Origin of the sequence: Paenibacillus dokdonensis (genome assembly GCF_004916975.1) — a bacterium.
Lineage (GTDB): Bacteria > Bacillota > Bacilli > Paenibacillales > Paenibacillaceae > Paenibacillus_AQ > Paenibacillus_AQ dokdonensis.
In genome coordinates this window covers 1,130,070-1,152,367 of record NZ_STGQ01000001.1, presented here as the reverse complement: position 1 = coordinate 1,152,367, position 22,298 = coordinate 1,130,070, and the positions used below count along the sequence as shown (strand labels likewise).

The window sequence follows — 22,298 nt, the reverse complement described above, 5'->3', positions numbered from 1 at the left end:
AATTGTATTGTAAAGAAAAGCATTTCACGAAAAAAAAGACCCCGCAGGGTCCGATTAATCCGGTGTTTACATGTGATCTTATACGCTGAAATTCCGTGAAATCTCGATGATTTGCGATCCGTATACCAACAAGGTCATGCTGGATTCTGCTGGAAAGGTCACGTAAGAGCTGCTCCCCTTTAATTTAACGTTGGGGATTTGCCTCGATATTTTCAAATTACCTGTGTAGGAATAGATGACGACGATCCGCGGCAAAGACTCGGACAGGTTTTCCTTCGTCAATTGAGTGATAACGGTTGATTTAGAATAGGCAAAAACGGCAAGCGTAAGATTGGAAATATCGACCGCGGAAGCATTATTCGTAAATGCCGTATACTCCTGCGACAAAACGCCTTTGATCGGAACCGAAGGTACGCCCTCCGTGTTGCCGCTGAAATAAATGGTACTGACCGGATTAACGGAATAATAATCTGTATTTAATGAGGATTCGGGATAATTCGTGAATTGGTTTGAAGTCACGCTGATAGAGGTGCAGCTGGCCGGCGAGTCGATTTTTACAGGCTGATTTTTACCATATTGGCTTCGGGCGTTATTGCCAGTAATATTGATTAGGGAGCTGTTCTTAATCTGAATCGCATAAATTCCCGGAAAAAAGATATTGTTGCTGGAAATGTTGCCGATGAAATAAGGGCTGTTCTCGATGTAGATTCCGGTGGATTGGATGTCCTCGCCCGATTTCCATGTCAGATTATTGCCGTTCACAATGCCTCCAACGACCCCCGAGATAAAAACGCCGTATCTTTTGGACCAGGCTACGTTGTTATTGGCAATAACCAGATTAAATCCATCCTTCGCCATCACTGCACTGTCCACAGCTTCAAACAGATGGTTGCCTTCTATAATGACCCAGTTAAAATTTTCTATATAAATATTCGTCTTCTCAAACCCCGTATGACCAAAAAAGAATGTGTTTCCTTTACATACGAGTCCGTCAATTCCCTTGGCCCAAATATGAAATATGTTGCTGAATGACCCCTGGACATTGGTTCTGGACTCATACATATTGTTGGAAAAGTTGACGTCCCCGACCACATGCGTGCCACCGTCGTCAGGAGCCGTATAATCGACGTAAAGACCGTAATTGCAATCAATCAGCTGATTGCCAGTTATCGTGTAACGCGAACAGTGCTGCGTTTTGTTCACTTTTTCAAAATAAATGGCCTTGAGACAGTTGATGAATCGGACACTCGCAATGAGAACGCCGTAATACCATCTGCAGTTTATCCCGTTTCTCGTTTTTGCTCCCAGAATGGTAATCCCGTCTATTTTCACATTACCTGTGCCTGCGAACCTGTCGGTATTAGCGGTAGGTGTGCCATACAGGTTAATGCATCCATTCAGAGTTCCTGTCCCGGTAATATACACATTCGAGGTAGTGATTGTAATATTCGCATTATAAGTTCCATCAGGAATAACCAGCGTTCCGCCTGTCTGCGAGATACTGTTTAGCGCTTTCTGAAAAGCCTGCGTATCGTCTGCCAATCCATCCCCCTTGGCCCCATAAAGCCTTACATTTGCACCTGTGATGTCAGCCATCAAAGGCACCTCCTTTTTCCGGATAATCATGCCCCCTTATTCACTTGCATTATATTGGTGCTATGGTCATTTGGCTTCGGGTAATTTGCCGTCTCCAAAGGTCTATTTTCCTCAATCGAATGTCGTGGAAAAGTATCTCTCCGGGCAAAGACAAGTCCAAAAGCAATCATAAAAAAAGTATAGGTACAGAGGCTGTAATATTGGTTCGGATTAAAATTGACAACGATGAAGTTGCCGAGAAACAGCGCAGCCGGAAACCATCTCTCCCCTTTGTATTTTCCAAGACTCCAAATAAATAGGGCTGCATACACGAGAAAAAAAAGGATAAAGCCGAAGATTCCCTGTTCAACAAGAACATTGATAAACTGCGAATGCAGGGCAATATCGTCAATGCCATGATACGTCTGCATGTAAGGAACATACTGTCCCGCGCCAAGTCCGAACCAAGCATGTTCTTTCAGCAACCGGAAAGCCATATTGAATTGGACGAACCGGTGGGACTCGGTATCTCCCCGGTCCAGGAATAAGATTCGGAACAGCTGATCATAAAAGATTTGGTACGCCAGCACGGCCGCGAAGACCGCGACGAAGATCGTCCCCAGTTTCTTAAGCAGCCGGTAACGGGTTCCCATTCTCACATAAAAAAGAAATATCAGGAACTGTATGCTAACGGACAGATAGCCGATGCGGGTAAAGGTAAGGAACAGGAAAACGGTATTCAGCAATACGGCTGCCAGGCTGAACAAGCTTTTTTTCTGTATGAAATAGTACAGCAGAACAGGGAACAAAATCGCGCCGAGGTTGCCGGCACCGTTGCTCGCTCCGACAAAGCCCACGACACGCTTGGCGATTTTGACTCCCTCGTAATAATTGATCGAGTCCTCCGCTGAAAATAAAAGAAGCGATTTGTTCGTAGCATATTGAAGCAGCCCAAGTAAGGAATTACAGACCGAAAAACCAACGATACAGAGTAAAATCGTAGATGTTTGAGCTTCAAGCTTACTGAGTAAATAAAATAGTAACGCCAGAAGCAGCAGATTAAAGTACAGATTGATATAATAGATATGCAGACCGATTTCCGTGATTTCAAGGGTTGAGCCTTGTATTGTAATCAACAAAAGGATAACAGCAAACGAAATTATCACAAGTTGAAATTTGTTTCGGATTTCATTGTCTTTTTTAATAGACTGGTATTTGCTCTTGAACACTAAATGTACCAGTAGCGACAAATCCACGCTGAACAGAACGAAAACCGTCACATCCAGATAGACGTCCTGATAGCCGAGACTCAGCTGTATACTGCTCACCATCGCTAACATCAAAAGGCAGACCGGCATAACAGTCTTCCTTCTATTCGGTAGAATGTTCACGGCTGCAACCAGTCCCGCCAGCATCACCGGTATGAATATAAGCATTAAAATCAGCATGCTCAAACCTCTTTGCCTATCATATTAATTCCACCGTCCAGCGTAATATGGCCCAGAAACCCAAGAATACGCTCTGCCTGTAATTTTCTCGAATACTTGTGCCTGCCTGAGAAATCATAGCTGTTCTTGATCAGTTGTCCGAGTGAGGCTGCGATCGCCTTCGGATCATGCCCGGCACATTCTCCATAACGGTCCTGAACCAGTGATATCAGTTCCTGATCTTCGGACACGGCAAGAATCGGCTTACAAGCACCGATATATTCGAAAGTTTTACCCGGGATGGCAAAGCCGCTTCCGCGGGTATGCGTGAGAATTACGGCAACATTTGCTGCTTTCAGCAGTTGTACGGCTTTGTGGTGTTCCATACTTCCATATATGTGAATCCGAACCCCCGGCTCTGAATACTCCGTACGGTCGATATCCTCTACAGCCTGACGGTCAAGCAGCCCCGCGATATGAAGCGTAACGGCAATACCTGTCTGCCGATAAAATAAATCCAGGCCATCCATCAAAGCTCCAACATTTCTTCCTTTATAAATTGATCCGATATGTACTAACGAAATAGATTCTGAAGTCCCACTTAAACGCATAAAATCGGAATCTTTGAATAAATTCTCATCGTATCCGTTTGTGATAAGCTCCATTTCCTTCTGCGGATTCCGTATCCGGTAATGCTGGTAAATCCCTTCTGAAACGGCAATGACACCGTCCGCAAGCCTGCTTATCATCTGTTCGGCTTGCCTGAATACATACTTCGGGTTGCCTTTGCCGATGCTGTGGTTGATGATATCGCGAATTTCAATGACCGCCTGCATATGCGGCGACTTGCGTTTGATGTAATCGAGAATATATAACGCGTAAACATCCGGTACGGTGACAAAGACAGCCCCGATCGTCCGGTTCGTGAGAATCAGGTCAAGCTGCGCATAAAGCGCCGCATTCATCCGATCAAACTTAAACTTGCTGTATTTGTAATTCCTCCATGCGGACAAGGTCCACGGATTGCGGAGCAGATTCTCGGCAAGCTGGCCGAATACGCCCCGCTCATTTGCATCCGTATCCCCTTTCATCGATTGGGTAAGGACGCTGTCCATCGTTACATAGGGATAGTCTTCGACTGCATACCTGCTGGCGCCGGTACCATATTTCCCGTCATGAATGACGATCAGATCGTATTGCTCCCGAAAATGTTCCATGAGTCCCGCAAAGCGGACCGACGCGACTACCGGCTCTCCTTCTACGTAATCCGAGATGACAATAAGAGTCTCCCTCATCCTGCGCCCACCTCCTGCTCTTCCCGGCTCAGCAGCAGCCTGTAGCCATCCACGGTTCGTTCCGCCGCTTGCTCCCAAGTGAAATCGGAAATGATTCTAGTCTCCAGCCGCTGATTGTAAGGCGCGTTATAGGCGTCAATAATTGCCTTTTGGATGCTTTCGATATTCCCTGGCTCACAATAATAAGCATCGTCTCCAAAGTACTCCCTCGTCGTTCCCCTCGTTGTAACCACAATGTTGCACCCGCTGACCGCTGCTTCAAGCGACACTAATCCCGGAGTGTCATACCAACTGGGCAGGACATGGACCCTGGCACGGCTGTACAGCTTTTGCAGCTCACCGTGATCAACCTCATCCACAATTTCGACATTATTGTTTTGAACAGCCATTTGCATCGCTTTCAAATACTTCTGTTGCGTTTCATGGGCCCGCCCCGCCAATACCAGCTTGTAAGGAAGTCCATTGAAAGCCTTGATCAGGTTCAGTTGGTTTTTGCGAGGCTCGAATCTTCCTACGCATAGAACGATATCCCGCTGCGAATCCGCATCATATTTGAAAATTCCTGCATCTATGGCATTCGGAACCACCAAATAATTCAAGCTCATCCGGGGCTCAAAGATACTTTGAATGAGTTCCATCTCGCCCTCTCCGTTCGGAAGAAGGAGATCCGCCTGTTCAAGAATCTCACGCTGCAATCTCGTATAACCCTTTCGGATCAGCCTTGAAGTCCCTTCATGCTTTTCACCGTCAATATAATAGCGGTATAGCCCCCTTAATCTTTCCATTCCATCGTAGCTGATCAGCCGATTAACCATTTTCCGCAGACCCATCTGCCCCTGTCTCTCAAATTCCGTGCTTCTCCAGAAAATGGTGGACAATACGGCTTTTTTGTTTTGGGCCTTAGCATTTTCCAGAAACAGAATGGTTTCTTGTGGTCGCAGCATATTAAATATATGTACGAGGTCATATGAAGACAAGTCAGCCTTAGGGTCGCTGTTGATGTCTATTTGGATATTCGGGAATCTGCCTTCGATGAATTCCTTGGTTTTAAGGATTTGAACCGTATCTCCGCCTTTGCGCGTGAAGATATTATACCTGGTTTGGTAAAGTACCTTCATATTGTTAACCTCCCCTCTCCCCTTTAACTGACGGTAATCAATCCACGATCGAATATATCCCTTCCAGAACCGGAAGGTTGGCTACGCCATCGACCACATTCAAGGCGCTTCCGTCGGGAAGCATAATCCGGAAAGGCCGCGTTTCTCCAAACCGCAGCGACAACAGCTTCTTCCGGTACCTCGCTTCATGGCGCAGCCCAAAATGGTGCTGATCCCGATGCTCTATCTGTACATGATCACGAAGATTCACGTAATCAGCCAGTTCCGAGCAGGTACAGTACCACACCGTTTTCCCTCGGATATGCCGAAAGATTTGGAGCAAGCTCTCGCGGTCATCGAAAATGTTCGGGCTCTGTCTCTTTCCGTCATCGCGCGAAGGCGCGATATGCTCCTGCACGCTGATGACCAGCCGCCGCTTCAGCAGACCATCGATTTCGCGAAGCTTCCAGCGTATGAAGTTTTTTTTGAACGTCCGCTTGACGATGTCCTTTATCGTATTCCTTCCGTGATAAACGCCGTTCAACAGCGCTCCGTTCACGGTGGAAGGAATGTCTAGAACACCGCTTTTTCCGAAACGCTTGACGTCGTAGTTGGTAACGGGATCTGAGTCAGTCCCGCAGGACGGGTCGTTCGAACTCTCGGTTTTCCCGCGGTTCCAGTATCTGCACCACCACGCAAAGCCCGATTCATCGATGCTCTCATCCGAAAATGTGTTGCTCGTGTACCCGCAGTATTTACCGCCCATAGGCCTCGTACCTACGGCTTCCATGAATATATCCAGTCCCTCGCCGATACGGACGAGCGCTTCATTTAAGCTTTTGAAGGAAGCCCATTCTTGAACGAAATCCCTTGCCATCTCCCCTACGATACCGTGCGTTGTCCCATGATAAGCCAGTTCAAAATTCGGATGCTCATGGACTCTGCGAAAGAAGTTGCGGCTTGCCTCGTCCGCATGGATAGGCTTCGAGTACATGCTGCATACCGGATTCCGGATCATGCCTACTCTCTCTCCCACCGGTACGAAGAAGGTAACCTTTACCTCGGGATGATCCGCCAAAATCCGTTCCTGCAAAAAACGAAACGAGGACCGTTCCTCATCCTTGAAGAATCCCCAGTCCTCGCCTTCATCCACGGTTCCGTTGCCACTCGTATCCACCCAAGCGTTTGCCAAGTCATCGATCATGAACAGCACGGGCGAATCGGCATTGTTGTACCATTTGCATCGTTCAATCTGCATGAAGCATTCTCCTTGATTCGTCATCTGCCTACCCGGCGGTGCTGCGTTTTCCCTGGTAAGAAGGATTTTAGATGATTTTTGTTCACCTGCAGCAGTGTGTATGCCTTCAGCCATGTCTTCCCTCTCTGTCTTTCAATCAGGCGGATATGATTGTTTACGCGAACCGTATCCGACCAAAAAAATTTGTATTCCTGGGTGCCGCTCATCAAATCGATTTCCGTATTCCCGCTTTGCAAGTAATGCTCCATGACTTTGTTAAGGAGAATCAGCCCCACTCCATACTCCATGTATTGTTGGGAGAAGGACGTGATGTAAAGATATACCTTGCTTTTATGGCTAAAGGTCAGCATCGCTGAGGCAATGCTGCCGTTAATTTCGATATAGGAAATATGCACCCCATCCAGCTCATGAAACTTGGAGATGATGTCACCGTAGAAGCGCATCGTCTCCTGAACGCCAAACAGGCTCTGTGCCCACCGCTCCTTGTGCATTTCAATCAGGCTCTCCCATGTCCTTTCGTCGACAGGCACATGGATTTCGAGCCTCGTCTCAAGATCATTCCGCAGCTTCCGCTCTTTGCGCTCGATCGCCTTGATTCGGCTTCTGGCTAACTTTTCTTGATGAAACCGCTCCAAATTCACATACGGGGTAATGGACCTGGAATGGCTATATACATCATAATCGCTTCCGCATGCCTGCCCGATCAGACCCGTCACGGGATCCAGCGAATGGACGTTATGCAGATCGATACAGTCCCATTCCTGCCGATGGGCATGCAGCACATTGAGTATTTCCTTTAATCCCTTCATGTAGTGAACATATTTATGTATGTAGAAGCTGTTGGTCTCTCCCGTTCCGGAAACAATGAACTGCAGGGATCTGATTCTCATCCATTTGATAGACTGTTGGACGATGCACATCGGTGCGGCAGCGATGCATCGGTCCTGGTCGATGACTAGGATGACAAAGAGTTGTCGGTTTGGGCTGAACATATGAGACACGTAAGAGTGCAGCCATTCCCACGTGTTGAAAATTTCGGGATACTCCAAGTTTTCCGTCAATTCCTTCCAGGGCCGTTCCCATCGGCACAGCTCTTCCAGACTCCGAATCACTACCGTTTTCATGTCTCGTATTCACTCCATGTTTTTATTCATAACGCGTTTTTGAGCCCCTTGAAGGCCCGCACGATTTCCCTGGACTGGATCAGCAGCCGCAGCAGCCTGGACTGCTGGCTGGATTCATTCCACATGTTAAAGGAATAACTCACCGAGAACCGGTTCGTCCAGCGGAATTTCCACGAATACGTGCCCGCTCCGAAATCAATCTGCTTCGTGCAGCTGCTGTGGAACAGACTTTCGACCATCTCCATCAGAAGCACATCCGAAATGCCGTGATAGTGGGAGAACTTGGGCGAATATCCCGTGTTCCAGCCGTACAATACGTTCTGGTACAAATAGCAGCACTTGTAAATGATAATTTCGCCGTCTTCGGATTCGAGGTAAAAAAACAAAATCTTATCATTACCTTTGAACAAGCGCTTCAGGAAATGCTCGTTGTTCTTGTCTTCAAACAGGCTTCCCCGTTCATGTCTGCCCTTCACTTCATTCAGGTACTTTTTTTCAAGCTGGTGAATATGGGCGATTTTATCGTACATATCCTCACTTTGGCTGCCAGTGACGACTCTGAACCTGTACCCCGTATCGTCCTGCAGCTTTACCCGTTTGCGGCGAAGCTTGGTGCTTAGCATTTCTTTTTCAAAATCGGCATACGAGCAATAATCATCGCTGTTGATCCGGGCACAGGAGGTCAGGTATTCGGTATGCTTGCTGTACCGGTCATGCCGCATCAAGTACTTGAGAAGCTGCGTATCCATTCGCAGATGGGTCAGCTCGACTTTGTCCCATCTTCCCGAATGTTCCTCTACCGTATTCATCAATTCCCGGATGATCGTGGAGGGTTTGAACTTGCTGGAGTCGATAATGAAATTGAAATAGTCTCCTTTTCCAAGAAAGCTCAGCACCCTGCATTTGACGATTTTCTTGTCGATAACTCGGATCATCAGCGGTGCAATGGCAACCATAACATTATCCCGGTAATGGCAGAGGATGAACAGTTCTTTGTTTTTGTCGCCTCCGAACGTCTGCCACCATGAAAAGTTGAACTCAAACGTGCTGTAATAGGTCGCATCCGGATCCTGGTCGGCCAGTCTTTCCCAATCCTCCCGGATCGAGAGGAACCCGTCCATATCGGTGATGATTTTGGTGTTCATGACTCCGATTTCACTCCTTCCATGAGTAGGTTTTTGGATTTGCGGTTCAGTGCCGGCAGCAGGTCCCCGGTCAGTTCCCGGATGGATACGAATTTAAAGATCAGACTGCAGGCAATAAAGGCTGCGACAAGCAGTACGTTCAGCGCAATCTCAATCAGCAAGGAGTGCTCGATCCGCATGAAAAACGCATGCAAGGCGTAAGCAGGCAAATAAATAGCAAGATATTTATAAGGATAAAAAATACTGAGACCAAGCGGATAATATTTGGAACCGTAATGATAAAAAACGGCGCTCGTGACCGCATACGAGATTACCGTTGCCAAAGCCGAGCCGTAAATCCCGAGCCAAGGAATCAATACGATGTTGCAGGCGACGTTAATAAGGGCTGCCAACAAGGAAATCAGGTAGTTGATGCGCATTTTATTCGCGATATGAAGTCCCAGGGAGTAAAAAGCAAGACTGCCCGACAAAAAATACGTGAATGAAATGAGCGGTACCAACATGCCGGCGCTGCTGTATTCTTCCGTCGCCACGAGTCGGACCGCCACATGGGCGAACAGCGTCAATCCCAGGACGCATAACCAGCCCATGAAATTATATAGGCGGAACATCTTCCTTATTTTCTCGGGCCCATCCTCATCCTTATATGCTTTGAACTTGAAAGCCGTAAAAACGGACATAAACGGGGTGATGAAGGCCGGATTGATCAGCATGCCGATCTTGTACCCGATGGAATATACGGCAACTGAGGATAAGTTCATATACCCTTTGATCAAAAAACGGTCGCTTAAGCTGAGAACCCAGGCGGAAATGTCCCCGAGCAGGAGGCCAGAGCCATAGCCCAGCATTTGGCGGATCGGATCGCGCTTGATGATAAATCGGTATGTGCCGAGATTCAGCGCAAACAGCACGATAAACACCAGTACGTTGCTGAATAGCTGAGCCGTTAATATGCCGACGATGCCCATATCCCTGGAAAGAAAAAAATATAACGCAAAAAATAGCGTCGACAAAACGACCGAAAACTGGATGGAGCTCGATTTTAGCGCTTTAAACTGCATGGAATAAAAACTCGAATAAATCAGGTTAAGGCAGGAGAAGACCGAAATCATCACTACGTAAGGAATGTATAGGCCGGAACCCTCGGCCGCGTCAAACACGAATGGCGACACTAAGGGACTGAGCGCCCATGCGCCTCCAATACAGATGGTACCCCATACGAGTGCAAAGGTCAGTGCCGTATTCCGCAGCTCCTGTCTGTTCTCGAATTCGTTAAAGAAACGGACCATTCCGGAGTGGACCCCGAGGGTAATTATCAAAGACAGCAGCATTTGGACGCTGATGATCAGGTCATACTGGCCGAACTGCTCCTGAGACAGATTCCGGGTATAGAGCGGAATAAGCAGCAGATTAACGAGCTGCGTCAGGATCGAGGAGCAGAGATATACGGCGCCGCTGGACAGCATTTTCCGGTTATCGGTTGGCACGGGCTATCCCTTTACTTTCCGCAGGCATCCTTTCGCCTGACAATTTGTCATAGATTCCGATCAAATCGGCCGCGTAGTCCGTTGTCATGATGCCTGTGACTGCCTCTTTACAGGTATTGTAGTTATGCATCACCTGTCGCACCTGCCTAACCAGCCCCGGCAGATCACCCGATTCAAACAGGATTGTTCCCTCAGGTCTTCTGCATACGTCGCTAGCAATGGCAGGTACGTTAAAATGAACAGCTTCGGCGATCGATACCCCAAACCCATCCAGGCGGGTTGGCCGGATAAACAGATGGCTCTTTTTCAATAAAGGGTATAGCTCGGTATCCACGGCTTCATAGAAAAGTATCCTTTCCGAGAGGCCATCATCCGCAATCCTGCGTTTAAGCCGATCGTAATACGCCCGCTCTTCCGCGCTTTGATCTGCTGCGCCCAGCATGGCAAACAGGAGTCGCACCGCCCCCCCGTCGTCAACCAGTTCCTTCATCATTTCCACCAAGAGATCGATGCCGTACAAGTCGCCGTCCTGCAGCAGCCGGACGAAACCGTTCGCTGCGATTAGGAAATCGGCTTGTTCCATGAAGCGGTGGACTTCCGGCGGAATCTTCAATGCATCATCAATGCACTCCACAGGATGAATGTATGCCGGAATAGTACGCACTCGATCCGGATGGAAACCAAGCTGCAACAGCATCTGCGTAGTTGTTTCACTGACGCATATGATATAGTCCAACCGCTTCAGGCTTCCCAGCAGCAGCTTTTTGGTTAAGGGACTGGATTGCTGAAGCTGCTGCGACAGACTATCGCCATGAACCGTAAGCATGATTTTTTTGCCTAAGACCTTATAGACGCCAAGAAGAATTCGAATTCGCAGATCTATAGAATGAAAATGAAAAAGATCCCCTTGGATAAATGGGATCTTCAATAAAAACGTTTTGTAGCTGCCCATAGGCAGCATTTGCCGCTCCGCGTCGGCCACGTTCGATTCATTATAGATAACAAAGTCTGCCTGCCTTGCACGCAAGACCTCGGCCAACCTTTGAATATGAATGGATATGCCCCCAATCGGCGGAGGAACCGGTCCCACCAGAATCAGTTTCATACGATCAACGGTTCCTTTCCAACCAGAACCTCCACATTTTTGAATTTTCCGGTCTCCGTCCTGGTAATATGGGGGACGATCGTGATGTTAAAATTCATGTCGATGGTGAACAGCTTTTCCAGCTTCTCGACCACCATTTTAATTTCCTCCTGCACGACTTCCTCCTGCTGCGTCGATTCGACCATGATCTCAATCAGATCATAGCGGTGCTGAATCAGTTTACAGGCGCTGAACGTTTTGGTCCCACGGAGGGCGATGGCGATCAGCGGCGAGGGGAGCATATCCCCGTTCGGCTTGTACATGATCTCACCCATGCGGCCGTCGATGGAACGGATAACCGGAAAAAGATGCTCCTTTCCTTTTTGCGGCTGCTGGTCAAAACGCGCGGCGGCATCGGTCAATTCATAGCGAATCATAGGCATCACATCGTTCAAAAAAGAAGTGCCGATGATCGCGCTCGTCTCTTGATTTTGTTCTACATAGCTGTATAAAGGCAGAAAGTAGTAAGAATGGGAGTCATCAAGCCAGCCGCCTAATGCCACTTTCTCCGTCTGTCCGTAATGAGCAAATATGCGGGAGCTGGAAAACACGCTGCTGATAAGATATACCTGATAATCATGTACCATTTCGCAGGCGAGTAAAATGGCTTTAGGCTGATATAATTCAGTGAGCTGATGATCGACAAGAAATTTGGTGAACAACGCCAGTGCAGAAGGAAAGCCGTACAGAAATTCATAACCGGACGCCAGAATTGCGCTCACAATGTCCCTGATGTTGCTTTCCGTAATGGCAGTCGTGTTTATTTTCAAGGTCCTGGAATACCTATCCAGTATAAACAGCTTGTTGCTCGGCAGCGCTCCCCTGAATTCCACTCGCCCATCTCCCGGCTTATAGCCGACATTAGCCCACAGATAACAGATCGCAGCCCACTCCCGCTCTTCAACCGCTCGGTTCGAATAAAGGGTAAGCGATGTGCCTGTTGTGCCACTGGTTCCTAATTTTTTCAGCTTTTCCGGCGTATATTTGGACACCACCATATCATGGCCGTGCGTCCGCACATCCTCTTTATGAATCACAGGAATACGCTCCATGTCACTGAAGTCCTGAAGCATTTCCGGGTGAAAGCCGTGAGCGTCATATAACTGTCTGTAAAACTTTGTATGTTCATAAGCCAGCGTTATCATATCTTTCAAGGATTGAAGCTGAGCCTCGCGGATTTGTTCGTATTCCATACTTTTCATTTTTTCTAACTTATTCAGCCACAGATGAAACTCTCTGCCGACGTTCACGTACCGAAACGGGAGATACGATAAAATTTGTTTGGCGGCTATTTTGGTTATATTCATAGGTTCATCATTCCTTTTGATAATGATCGTTCTACTTCTAGCGCGATCTCCATCGCCTGAATTTGCTGCCATAGCGGAATCGGCCAATCGATTTGTCCCTGAACCGCATCGGCAAACCGTTCCAGCGTCTCCCGCTGTCCTTTATTGCTAATCTTCGTTTCCATTCCTTTCACTTTACTGCCTGCAACCGACAGCCTGCGGTAATCATCAAGAAAAATGTTTTTCCCATCTACGTATATATCCATCTGCTCTTTGGGATACGATTTTGATCCAAGGGCGGTGTATGTCACTGTGGCAACAGAACCGTCCGCGAACTCCATCGTCGCGACAAAATTATCCGTGTGTGAGTAATGCTTTGTCGAAGGTTGCAGATGAGATACATGAATCCGCTGTACTTTACTCCCTGTCAAATAAGTAAATAGGTCATAAATATGACAGCATTCCCCGCGGTTGCGCCCTCCGCCTTCTTCCGTCTGTGTCCAATGATCCAGCGGGAGGTATCCGGCATTCATTCTATAATTCAGAATCATGGGATTGCTTCGCTGTTCGACCATTTCCTTGATCTTCAACGCGTAGGGTGAGAATCTGCGGTTGAAGCCGGTAAGCAGCACTGGAACCGGCTTTCCTTCAGAGATGTCGTCATAAAACCGTTCTATTTCCCCTAGCTCAGACATGGTCAGAGCCAGCGGCTTCTCCACAAATACATGCTTGTCAGCCCTCAGTGCATCCAGAACGATTGATGCATGTGTATCATGACGTGTTGCAATGAGCACTGCATCAACATCCGGGTCCTGAAGAAGCAGCCGGTAGCTTGTAGCTGCATATACTGCTCCGAATTGTTTGGCTGTCTCGGCTGCATTGTAGCCGGTTTGGCTCATGATCGCTTGCAGCTCAAATTTGGCGGATAAAGCATTAATATTCGGAAGATGCATGTTTTTGGCAAATTCACCGGCTCCGATCAATCCGATATGTACTTTCTTATCCATTCTCTGAACGGTATGCGGCCGGGTATTTATCATTACCTTATGTGACAAACTGCGGACTTCGTTTTGTTCCGGATAAGAAAGCAGCACCATCATCGGTTTTTTCTCCGCATGTTGGATATATTCATAGGCTTCCGACGCTTCCCCAACCGGGAATATGCGGGAAATCATCGATTCAAGCCTCACCCTTCCTTCCGCTGCCAGCCTCAAGAACTCCCTCATATTCCGGTTTTCCGTCCATCGTACATATCCAAGCGGGTAGTCCTGCCCTTTCTCCTCATAGTTCCGGTCGTAGCGTCCCGGCCCATAAGATGTAGAAATATAGAAATCCAGCTCCTTTTCGTAGATGTCGGATCGATTAATCTCGAGACCCACATCGCCTACAACGACAACACGCCCTTTCTTCCGTGTCATCCGAAAGGCCTCGGAGAGTATTACACTAGATCGCGCTGCTGCTGTAATGATGACGCCATCCGCCCCCATACCATCCGTGAGCCGGAGTGCTGCTTCAACACCGCTCTCTTCCTGGGGCTGTATAGCCAACTCCATGCCTAAGCTTTTTGCAAGTGCAATTCGCCCGGAATCCAGGTCAGTACCGATGACCCTGCATCCGTTTGCCTTCAGCAGTTGTACTGTGAGTTGCCCCAGAATGCCTAGCCCGATCACAATAAATGTCTCCCCAAGAGTTGGTGCAGCACGCCGTAGCCCCTGCATGGCGATTGCTCCGAGCGTCACTGTACTGGCCTCTGCCAAGCCCAAGCCATCGGGTACCGGTGTAACTAAATTCCTTGGAACCCGGATAACTTCCGCATGATGGGCAAACTGTGCTCCCGCGCATGCGACAAGGTCACCTTCCTTCAGGTCCGAGACCCCCTCACCGACCTCGATAACGGTTCCTGCAGCCGAATAGCCCGATGGTTGTCCAGCACCGGCTTTCAATTTAAGCATATTCCGAGTATGGGATAACCCTTGTGAAGCGGCTATATTCATCAACTTCCGTACGTTTTCAGGCTGCTGAACCGCGCGTTTCCATAGCGGAACTCCGCTGCTTTTAAGTCCGCTGAGCTCGGTTCCTATCGATATACAGGAATGGTTCACCTGAACCAGCACGGTTCCCTTTTGAATTTCGGGTGCCGGAATTTGTTCAACCACAGCATTTCCTTGTCTAATAATTACCTGATTCATAGTCAATGCTCCCCCGTTTTAATCCCAGTGAATTGTAGTTCGCAGATATGGATGATGGGTATACACACGCAGCAATTGACTCGGTTCACGGACTCCATAATCCTTGGATATCCATCCTTCTTGTATCTGCACTTCGGCGGCATTTTCAAAGGCAACGATAGCCTTGAACCCCTCTGCTTGCAGTATCAAGTTCCTCTTGTCCGCATACACTCTTATACCTGCAGCCAGCATAAATGCTGCTGAAGCTGGGAGTACTTCACTTTGTGCAGGTGTCGCGTGCTCAAGTTTATCGATGATGACCAGCCCCGAGTCCTTCAGCAGAATTTCACGTCTATGAATGATTCCGCTCTTTTTCTCATAGCCGCGGTGATTCCCGGCAAAATACTCGTAAGAGAACAACTCGCAATACGCATAAGATTGCTCCCGCAGCAAAAACAAGTTTCTATCCTCCATATCATTTTGTTCCATATCGCCAACCTGTATCGTGTTATGAACAGCTGTACTACGAAAAAGGTTTCTTGCCCGATAATCCGCCGAGTAGATAAATGTACCCGGATCCACAATAATATCCTTACCCTTCACATTCAGCTCAAAGCTCAGTTGGTCGTTATGACTGTGCGCCCCATGTCCGTGAAAGGAAAGCTCTCCGCAGCGGATCAGACAGTATATCTCCGGGCTGCGGAGCACGTAGTAGCCGCCATCCGGATAAGCCACAGATCTTGGTTCATCAAGCTCTGGTATCCGGCTCGGCTTATTTCCGCCAGCAATCCACAATGCGTCTTCCCAGCTGCTGATGCCGGCTTTCCGAAAATCATCCCGTTCAAAGAATTCACCGGCTACAGCCAGCAGATGGCGGAAATCGCTGCGTACCCATCCGCTGTACTTAGAGACAATGAGATATCTTCCATCATCAGCATCGCCAATCAGTGGCGTTAATCCATCCGGTTTCATGATATTCAGCATAAACTCATGCATTTTCTCAAGACGACGCATATATACATCCGGGAAATGGAGTCCATTTCTTGAGCACCACATCGTTGTTATCAGAAACATTTCAGCGACGAGCCGGTGATAGGAGGTCGATGCTTCATAGTTGGTTCCATCCTCATTGACCTGCACAAACAGCTCCTTCTCCATTTCGTCCATACCGAAGGTCAGCCAGTCTGCAGGATTACCTAATTGAGGCTGATTCCCCTGTACGTTAAAGCTGCCGAAATAAATTCCAAGAGCAATCAGGCCAGCCAAATTAGCCGTATAATGATTTCCTGTATGTTCCCCGGTATTCTCCAGGTTACCGCGAATAAAGACACCATGCAGATATAATGAGGAATGGAAACTTTCCCAAAAGGACTCGGGTATGGATGGGCTTTTTCGAAAAAACGGAACGACGGCAATCCAATTGGCCGCGCGGATAGCAACATCCATGGCACAAGTCCAGTTGACAGACATCTCAACCGGGTTCTGAATCATCCAATCTTCAAGCTGTGCCTGAAATTCAAGGGCGTATTTCTCATCCTCCGTCAGCCAGTAGGCCTTCCCTAAGGTAAAAAAATGCTGAAAACGCGAAAGTTCCCAGGGAACCTTGACGTCCGCAGCATTATCCAGATCAACAATTTTTATCCATTTATAAAATTTATTGTCCCACCGAAATCCCGTTTTGAAATCCTCATGCCAAGGCAAGGAAGGTCCAAGACTTGTTTCGCCTGAACCAAGAAGATCAAAGACATGCGCGCAGATCCGTTCCGCATCATGGATGATCTCCTGATCCATCTCCTCTTTTTTCAGTAAATTCACATAATGTTCCCGGCTGAGCGGATCAAAAAGAAATGTGCTTGTCGTTTCAAATGACCGAAACAGCTCCGGCCGGAGCGTAATGGGCGAGCGGCTTATCCGGTATTGTCTGTACGCGAAACGCGCCTCCTGTATCGCTTTGCCGGCGATTTTCTTCATCGCAGCCCGAAAAGGCATTTCCTTCAGGCGCCTAATTTGGGTTTGAACTGAGGACATTCTTTACACTCCCACTTCCACACGGGGAGCCAGGAGGAAAAACCCTCTGGTATCCACAACAATCTTTTCCTGCAATTGATCCGGGCTGATGGAACGGAAAGCCTCATGGTTCACCAGCAGCAATACAATATCCGCCTTACGCACCGCCTCTTCCGCGTTTGACAGGAACACATTTTCATTTCGCAGATTATCAGGCAGCTGCTCAATATGAGGCTCAACAACATACATGGTGGCTAATCCCGTCTTAGCCAGATGCTCCACAATCGCCATCGACGGACTTTCACGCAAATCGTCAATATTCGCCTTAAAGGCAAGTCCCAGACAGGCAATGACAGGCGATCTCAGCTTCGCGGCAAGCTGCAGTACTTTCTCCACCACATACCAAGGCTTCTGGTCATTTACGATTCGGGCGGTATGAATTAGCTTTGCCTGCTCTGGAGCAGCATCGACCAGGAACCATGGGTCGACTGCAATGCAGTGTCCTCCCACCCCAGGCCCCGGCTGGAGGATATTGACACGTGGATGATGATTAGCCAAGCGGATCAGCTCCCAGACATCGATATCCAAGTGATCGCATATCAATGACAGCTCATTCGCAAATGCAATATTCACATCTCTGAATGAATTTTCCGTCAGCTTAGCCATTTCGGCTGTACGGGCATTCGTTTCAAGAATGGCCCCTTTGACAAAATGCCTATAGAAATCTGCAGTCCCATGTGTGGAAGCCTCATCAATGCCTCCAATAATGCGGTCATTCTCCACCAGTTCCCGTAAGATCTGACCTGGAAGGACCCGCTCTGGACAGTAGGAAACAAAAATCCGGTTGTAACCGGCATGAAGCGATTCCGAAATACTCAGATCCTCTCTCGCTGCTACAATCCAGTCGGCAATCTGCTCTGTCGTACCCACCGGACTGGTTGATTCAAGGATAACAAGGTTCCCCGGCTTTAGGTAAGGAATGATTGCCTTTGCCGCCTGCTCTACATAGGTCAAATCGGGTTTGTTGTTTTCCTTAAAAGGAGTCGGTACGGCCAAAATAAAGATGTCCGCTTCTGCAGGAGCTGTAGAAGCACGTAGAAATCCGCTCTGTACAGCGCTCTGTACGGCGAGGTCCAAATCTGGCTCCGTGATATGAACCTCTCCCTGATTAATCCGCTCAACTGTATGTATGTTAACGTCAACGCCATGTACGTAAAAACCATTCATTGCCAGCAGACTGGCAGTCGGAAGTCCGATATAACCAAGTCCCATTACACACACTTTCTTCACCATTTGAGCCCCTGCCTTATCATAAAATTGAAGGAAATCAAAACAATACCTTTCCCTGCTTTTCCGTCTGCAAAATACGATCCATCGCCGCCAGAAGGGAAAGTCTCAAATCCTCCTGATGCAGCGCAAAATCAATGGTGGTCAGAATATAGCCAAGCTTCTCTCCAACATCAAAACGCTCTCCCTCAAAGGTATATCCGATACAACCCTTCTCGACAATCAGCTGCTGGATGGCGTCAGTGAGCTGTATTTCTCCGCCGTATCCCGCCTCCTGACGTTCCAGATAACCGAATATTTCTGGCGTCAGCACATAACGTCCGATGATGGCCAGATTAGACGGGGCTTCTCCGGGGCTTGGCTTTTCCACAACCCTGCGGAGTGCATAGGCTGTGCCCGCATGATCCAGTGTATGTAACGGATCAATGACCCCATAACGGTGTGTCTGGTCAACGGGTACAGCACCAACCCCCACAACTGAGAGTCCATAGGTTTCGTATTGTTCCACTAACTGTCCTATACATGGCACTTCTGACCTTACGATGTCATCACCGAGCAGAACAGCAAATGGCTCATTACCGATAAAATTCCGCGCACACCATATGGCATGCCCCAGTCCTTTAGCTTCCTTTTGGCGGATATAATGAATTTCGACCTCCGAAGATCGGCGTACCGATTCGAGAACCTCCAGCTTGCCCTTCTGCAGCAAATTCAGTTCCAGTTCAAACGAATGATCGAAGTGATCCTCAATAGATCGTTTCCCTTTTCCCGTCACGATAATAATATCCTCAATACCTGCAGCTATTGCCTCCTCCACAATGTACTGAATAGTCGGCTTATCGACGATTGGTAGCATTTCTTTAGGCATCGCCTTGGTTGCCGGCAGAAAGCGTGTGCCCAGGCCCGCTGCCGGAATAATCGCTTTTCTGACTTTGTTCACTGCTTTCATCCCCCTTTTGGTATTCCATTCTCTTTGTTGAAAACTAAAATTAAAGTATGAGCTGTATGTCCGGCCTCACATAGCTCATACTTCAACCGAAGTATGAAACGGGCATCCAACCCGGCCTCACACCACACTCCCGACGATTTACGTCTAAGGTATTTGCATACCCACAGCATGATCGAGTGCCTACCATGATAAAGGTACAGTAGACATAACCTTCGGCTGCACAGCCGACATCGAATAGCTATTCGGGAAGACCGTAATAGTAATACTGGTTCGCTTCTGACTTGCTGTACTTTTTATTGTTCAGAACTACACCGAGAATGTTGGCCTTGGCGAGCTCCAGCTTTTCCTTGGTTTTCTTAATAAATTCCCGTTTCACCTTACCTGCGTATACAACCAGAATGACTCCGTCGCTGATGGAAGCCACAATCAGGCCATCTGCTACCGCCATCACTGGCGAAGTGTCAATCAGGATGATATCGTATTCCTCTTTCCATACATTGATGATTTCCTTTAATTTATCCGATGACAACAGCTCTGTTGGATTAGGTGGTACAGGACCAGCTGTGACAAGGGATAAGTTATCAATGGTCGTCTGATGCAAAATCTCGCCATAAGAGCACTGGTTTGCCAAAATATTGGATAAACCCACCCGATTGGAGACATTGAATACGCTTTGCAAAGAAGGATGTCTTAAATCAGCATCGATCAAGAGCACTTTTTTTCCCTCATGGGCATAGGCAACCGCCAAATTGCTGATGGTCGTGGTTTTGCCTTCACCTGCCTGAGTGGAAGTGACAGCCATTACCTGCAGCTTGTGGTTCCAGCCGGAAAACTGAATATTGGTTCGGAGGTTTCGATAGCCTTCTGAGATGTTGGATCTGCGGTTGGTATTCATAATGAGCTTGTTCTTATTGACTGAGCGGCGCATATTTTTCACCTGCCTGTTTTTTGGATCGGGCGGAGGAACGTGTTTTAAGATCTCTCTTTTTCATTTTCCGGATCGCCCCCAGCGTAGTCAGTTCCAGATATCTTTCTACGTCGTACTCGTTTCTCACCGTATCATCAAGGTATTCAAGCAACAGCACGATACCCACAACCAACAGAAAGGATGCGGCAAAAGCAAGAGCGACATTCACTTTAAGCTTCGGACTAACCGGCACCGGATTTTTCTGCGGCTTGGCATTATCCAGAAGAGTAATGTTATCGACCTTCATAATCCGCGGAATTTCTTCCTTAAATACCTGCGATACGGCATTGACGATTTTCATGGCGCGGTCGTAGGAAGGGTCCTTCATTTTAAGCGTAATAACTTGGGAATTCTGAGCCGTGATAACCTGCAGCTTATCGATCAGCTCCGTTGAAGTTATCTGCATGTCGGGATGCTGCTGCACAACCTTGTCCATAATGGATGCTGAAGTAATAATCACTTTGTAGGAATTAATCAGCATAATATTGGATGTAATCTCATTCAGATCCAGTCCCCTAGCCCCCTCCTGATCCAAATTCATCTTATTCACGATCAGCGTGCTAGAGGCCTCGTACTTCGGCGTGATCATATATTTGCTGTACAGTCCGGCTCCCGCGGTGCAAATCACCACAAAGATAACAATCAGCCACAGCCTTTTTCTAAGCATCTGTATCATTAACTTCAATTCCATTAGGACTCCCCCAATTCTTGTACGATTTGAACCCGGGTGGCTTTTTTCCCGGAACTAGGTATGCAGATCGCCAATCTTTCCTCCTAGGATTAATTGGGACGCATGCTGCTGCAAAGCTTGCAGATAGGCTGGCCCGCACAGCCGCTCAAGCACTTCATATCCTTCCTTTGTGTAAAAACTCCTCCGGTAGGTACTGTGAGCATCGCTTCCGATCAAGTGAATCCATCGTTTTCTACATAGATATGAAGCAGTTTTTTGTACCTCCTCACCGAAAAAACCGATAAGCGACTGGGTTGTCACCTGTAGCCTTACATCATGCTGTTCAATCCATGCAAACACCTGATCCGGGTTTCGTATGATGCCTAGGTTCCTTTCTGGATGTGCGATCACAGCGTGAATACCATGCTGTTTTATGTAAGCCAAAAATTCTTGGAAATAATCGGGTATGCCGCGGGATGGCAGTTCGACAAGCAGATAAGAGCTTTCAGCAAGTGTTTGAATCCGGCCAGCCTGATGTTCTGACCGGAAGGCATCAGTTAGGCGGAATTCCTGTCCTGGATAAATCTTCAGCGGGATATTGTTTTTCTTCAGCTTGCTGTTCAGAGCTTCCACTCTCCGCTGAATTTTCCGGGCTGTGTTAATGTATCTTTTTGTGGCATGATGCGGTGTAGCAATAATCGTATGGATTCCCTCCTTCACAGCCGCCGCAGCCATGCGAAGCGCTCCCTCGGTGGAGCTCGGACCGTCATCTACGCCGGGAATGATGTGGCAATGGGTATCAATCATCTTATCAGCACCTGTTTCTTCAGAACTTTTGTAACAATATGTATCATTTTAGATGAAATCGACAGCATTTATTGTTGATGAAGAGCGAAATCTGAAGGGACTTGATGAGATTTTGAATTACAGTCCAAACTTGCACCATTAGGCAAATATCAAGGGTAATCAAGGGAGTTTGGAACCTGATTTTTTAGGAAAATGGTTCCAAAATGCATATTAACTATTGACGACACTGTTAATTTACGATACATTTTGTATCATGTCAAGCGTTATTTAATTGGCCTTGGAATCGAATACGGAGGGTGGGAACGAATGAAGTACGGTCACCGGATTGCGGAGCTTCGTGAACAGAAGGGCTGGACACAAGAGGAATTATCCGCTTCGATTGGAATCAGCAGAGCCGCATTGTCTCATTATGAAAAAAACCGAAGAAAACCGGATTATGAGACTCTGAACCGACTTGCGGATCTGTTTCAGGTATCCATTGATTACTTACTGGGAAGGAGAGACTTGCCCAGGGCTTCAGCAGACCCCGAGCCGAAACTTTCAGAACCATAAAGCTGCAGCTAAGTCATACATACTCTGCATGAATCATTTTTCATAGAAGCTTT

At 47.7% G+C, this 22,298-nt stretch carries 17 protein-coding genes and 1 pseudogene; 1 reads left to right on the top strand and 17 read right to left on the bottom strand.

Features of this window, described 5'->3' with window-relative positions; translation table 11 throughout:
- Positions 1–78 precede the first annotated feature (78 nt).
- The 17 genes from E6W40_RS05215 to E6W40_RS05135 form a co-directional block, all read right to left on the bottom strand.
- Positions 79–1,596: a right-handed parallel beta-helix repeat-containing protein gene (locus E6W40_RS05215; RefSeq protein ID WP_168928828.1), complete on the bottom strand. Its 1,518-nt coding sequence runs from the start codon at positions 1,594–1,596 to the stop codon at positions 79–81.
- A gap of 26 nt (positions 1,597–1,622) precedes the next feature.
- Positions 1,623–3,023 (bottom strand): O-antigen ligase family protein, encoded by a 1,401-nt coding sequence (locus tag E6W40_RS05210; protein WP_136604514.1) that lies wholly within the window; start codon positions 3,021–3,023, stop codon positions 1,623–1,625.
- A 2-nt stretch (positions 3,024–3,025) separates the two neighbouring features.
- Complete coding sequence (locus E6W40_RS05205) at positions 3,026–4,297, bottom strand: glycosyltransferase family 4 protein (RefSeq protein WP_136604513.1); 1,272 nt, start codon at positions 4,295–4,297, stop codon at positions 3,026–3,028.
- Positions 4,294–5,415 carry a glycosyltransferase gene (locus E6W40_RS05200; RefSeq protein ID WP_136604512.1) on the bottom strand — a complete coding sequence of 374 codons (1,122 nt, stop codon included), beginning with the start codon at positions 5,413–5,415 and terminating at the stop codon, positions 4,294–4,296. Before E6W40_RS05200 ends, E6W40_RS05205 begins: the two co-directional genes overlap by 4 nt.
- A gap of 37 nt (positions 5,416–5,452) precedes the next feature.
- Positions 5,453–6,652: a hypothetical protein gene (locus tag E6W40_RS05195; protein WP_136604511.1), complete on the bottom strand. Its 1,200-nt coding sequence runs from the start codon at positions 6,650–6,652 to the stop codon at positions 5,453–5,455.
- A 20-nt stretch (positions 6,653–6,672) separates the two neighbouring features.
- Positions 6,673–7,776: a GNAT family N-acetyltransferase gene (locus E6W40_RS05190; protein WP_136604510.1), complete on the bottom strand. Its 1,104-nt coding sequence runs from the start codon at positions 7,774–7,776 to the stop codon at positions 6,673–6,675.
- Between the two features lie 26 nt (positions 7,777–7,802).
- Entirely contained in the window at positions 7,803–8,921 is a 1,119-nt protein-coding gene (locus tag E6W40_RS05185; protein WP_136604509.1) for a GNAT family N-acetyltransferase, read from the bottom strand.
- On the bottom strand, positions 8,918–10,408 hold the full coding sequence (locus E6W40_RS05180) for a lipopolysaccharide biosynthesis protein (protein ID WP_136604508.1): 1,491 nt from the start codon (positions 10,406–10,408) through the stop codon (positions 8,918–8,920). The genes E6W40_RS05185 and E6W40_RS05180 overlap by 4 nt, the downstream gene beginning before the upstream one ends.
- Positions 10,395–11,513 (bottom strand): glycosyltransferase family 4 protein, encoded by a 1,119-nt coding sequence (locus tag E6W40_RS05175; protein WP_136604507.1) that lies wholly within the window; start codon positions 11,511–11,513, stop codon positions 10,395–10,397. The genes E6W40_RS05180 and E6W40_RS05175 overlap by 14 nt, the downstream gene beginning before the upstream one ends.
- Entirely contained in the window at positions 11,510–12,859 is a 1,350-nt protein-coding gene (locus E6W40_RS05170; RefSeq protein ID WP_136604506.1) for a hypothetical protein, read from the bottom strand. The genes E6W40_RS05175 and E6W40_RS05170 overlap by 4 nt, the downstream gene beginning before the upstream one ends.
- On the bottom strand, positions 12,856–15,027 hold the full coding sequence (locus E6W40_RS05165; protein WP_136604505.1) for a bi-domain-containing oxidoreductase: 2,172 nt from the start codon (positions 15,025–15,027) through the stop codon (positions 12,856–12,858). The genes E6W40_RS05170 and E6W40_RS05165 overlap by 4 nt, the downstream gene beginning before the upstream one ends.
- Positions 15,028–15,045: 18 nt before the next feature.
- A complete protein-coding gene (locus tag E6W40_RS05160) occupies positions 15,046–17,034 on the bottom strand; it encodes an alginate lyase family protein (RefSeq protein WP_136604504.1) in 1,989 nt (662 codons plus the stop codon).
- A 3-nt stretch (positions 17,035–17,037) separates the two neighbouring features.
- Positions 17,038–18,306, bottom strand: coding sequence for a UDP-N-acetyl-D-mannosamine dehydrogenase (wecC, locus tag E6W40_RS05155; RefSeq protein ID WP_136604503.1), 1,269 nt, complete (start codon positions 18,304–18,306; stop codon positions 17,038–17,040).
- 34 nt (positions 18,307–18,340) lie between these two features.
- Positions 18,341–19,240, bottom strand: coding sequence for a UTP--glucose-1-phosphate uridylyltransferase GalU (galU, locus tag E6W40_RS05150; RefSeq protein WP_136604502.1), 900 nt, complete (start codon positions 19,238–19,240; stop codon positions 18,341–18,343).
- A gap of 247 nt (positions 19,241–19,487) precedes the next feature.
- Complete coding sequence (locus tag E6W40_RS05145) at positions 19,488–20,177, bottom strand: CpsD/CapB family tyrosine-protein kinase (RefSeq protein ID WP_136606836.1); 690 nt, start codon at positions 20,175–20,177, stop codon at positions 19,488–19,490.
- Positions 20,158–20,907, bottom strand: a complete 750-nt coding sequence (locus E6W40_RS05140; protein ID WP_136604501.1) for a YveK family protein — start codon at positions 20,905–20,907, stop codon at positions 20,158–20,160. Before E6W40_RS05140 ends, E6W40_RS05145 begins: the two co-directional genes overlap by 20 nt.
- Positions 20,908–20,961: 54 nt before the next feature.
- Positions 20,962–21,693 (bottom strand): tyrosine-protein phosphatase, encoded by a 732-nt coding sequence (locus E6W40_RS05135; protein ID WP_136604500.1) that lies wholly within the window; start codon positions 21,691–21,693, stop codon positions 20,962–20,964.
- 306 nt (positions 21,694–21,999) lie between these two features.
- On the opposite strand from E6W40_RS05135, the pseudogene E6W40_RS05130 reads away from it, so the two are divergent.
- Positions 22,000–22,224, top strand: a pseudogene (locus tag E6W40_RS05130) (helix-turn-helix domain-containing protein); the annotation flags it as partial.
- Between the last annotated feature and the right edge of the window lie 74 nt (positions 22,225–22,298).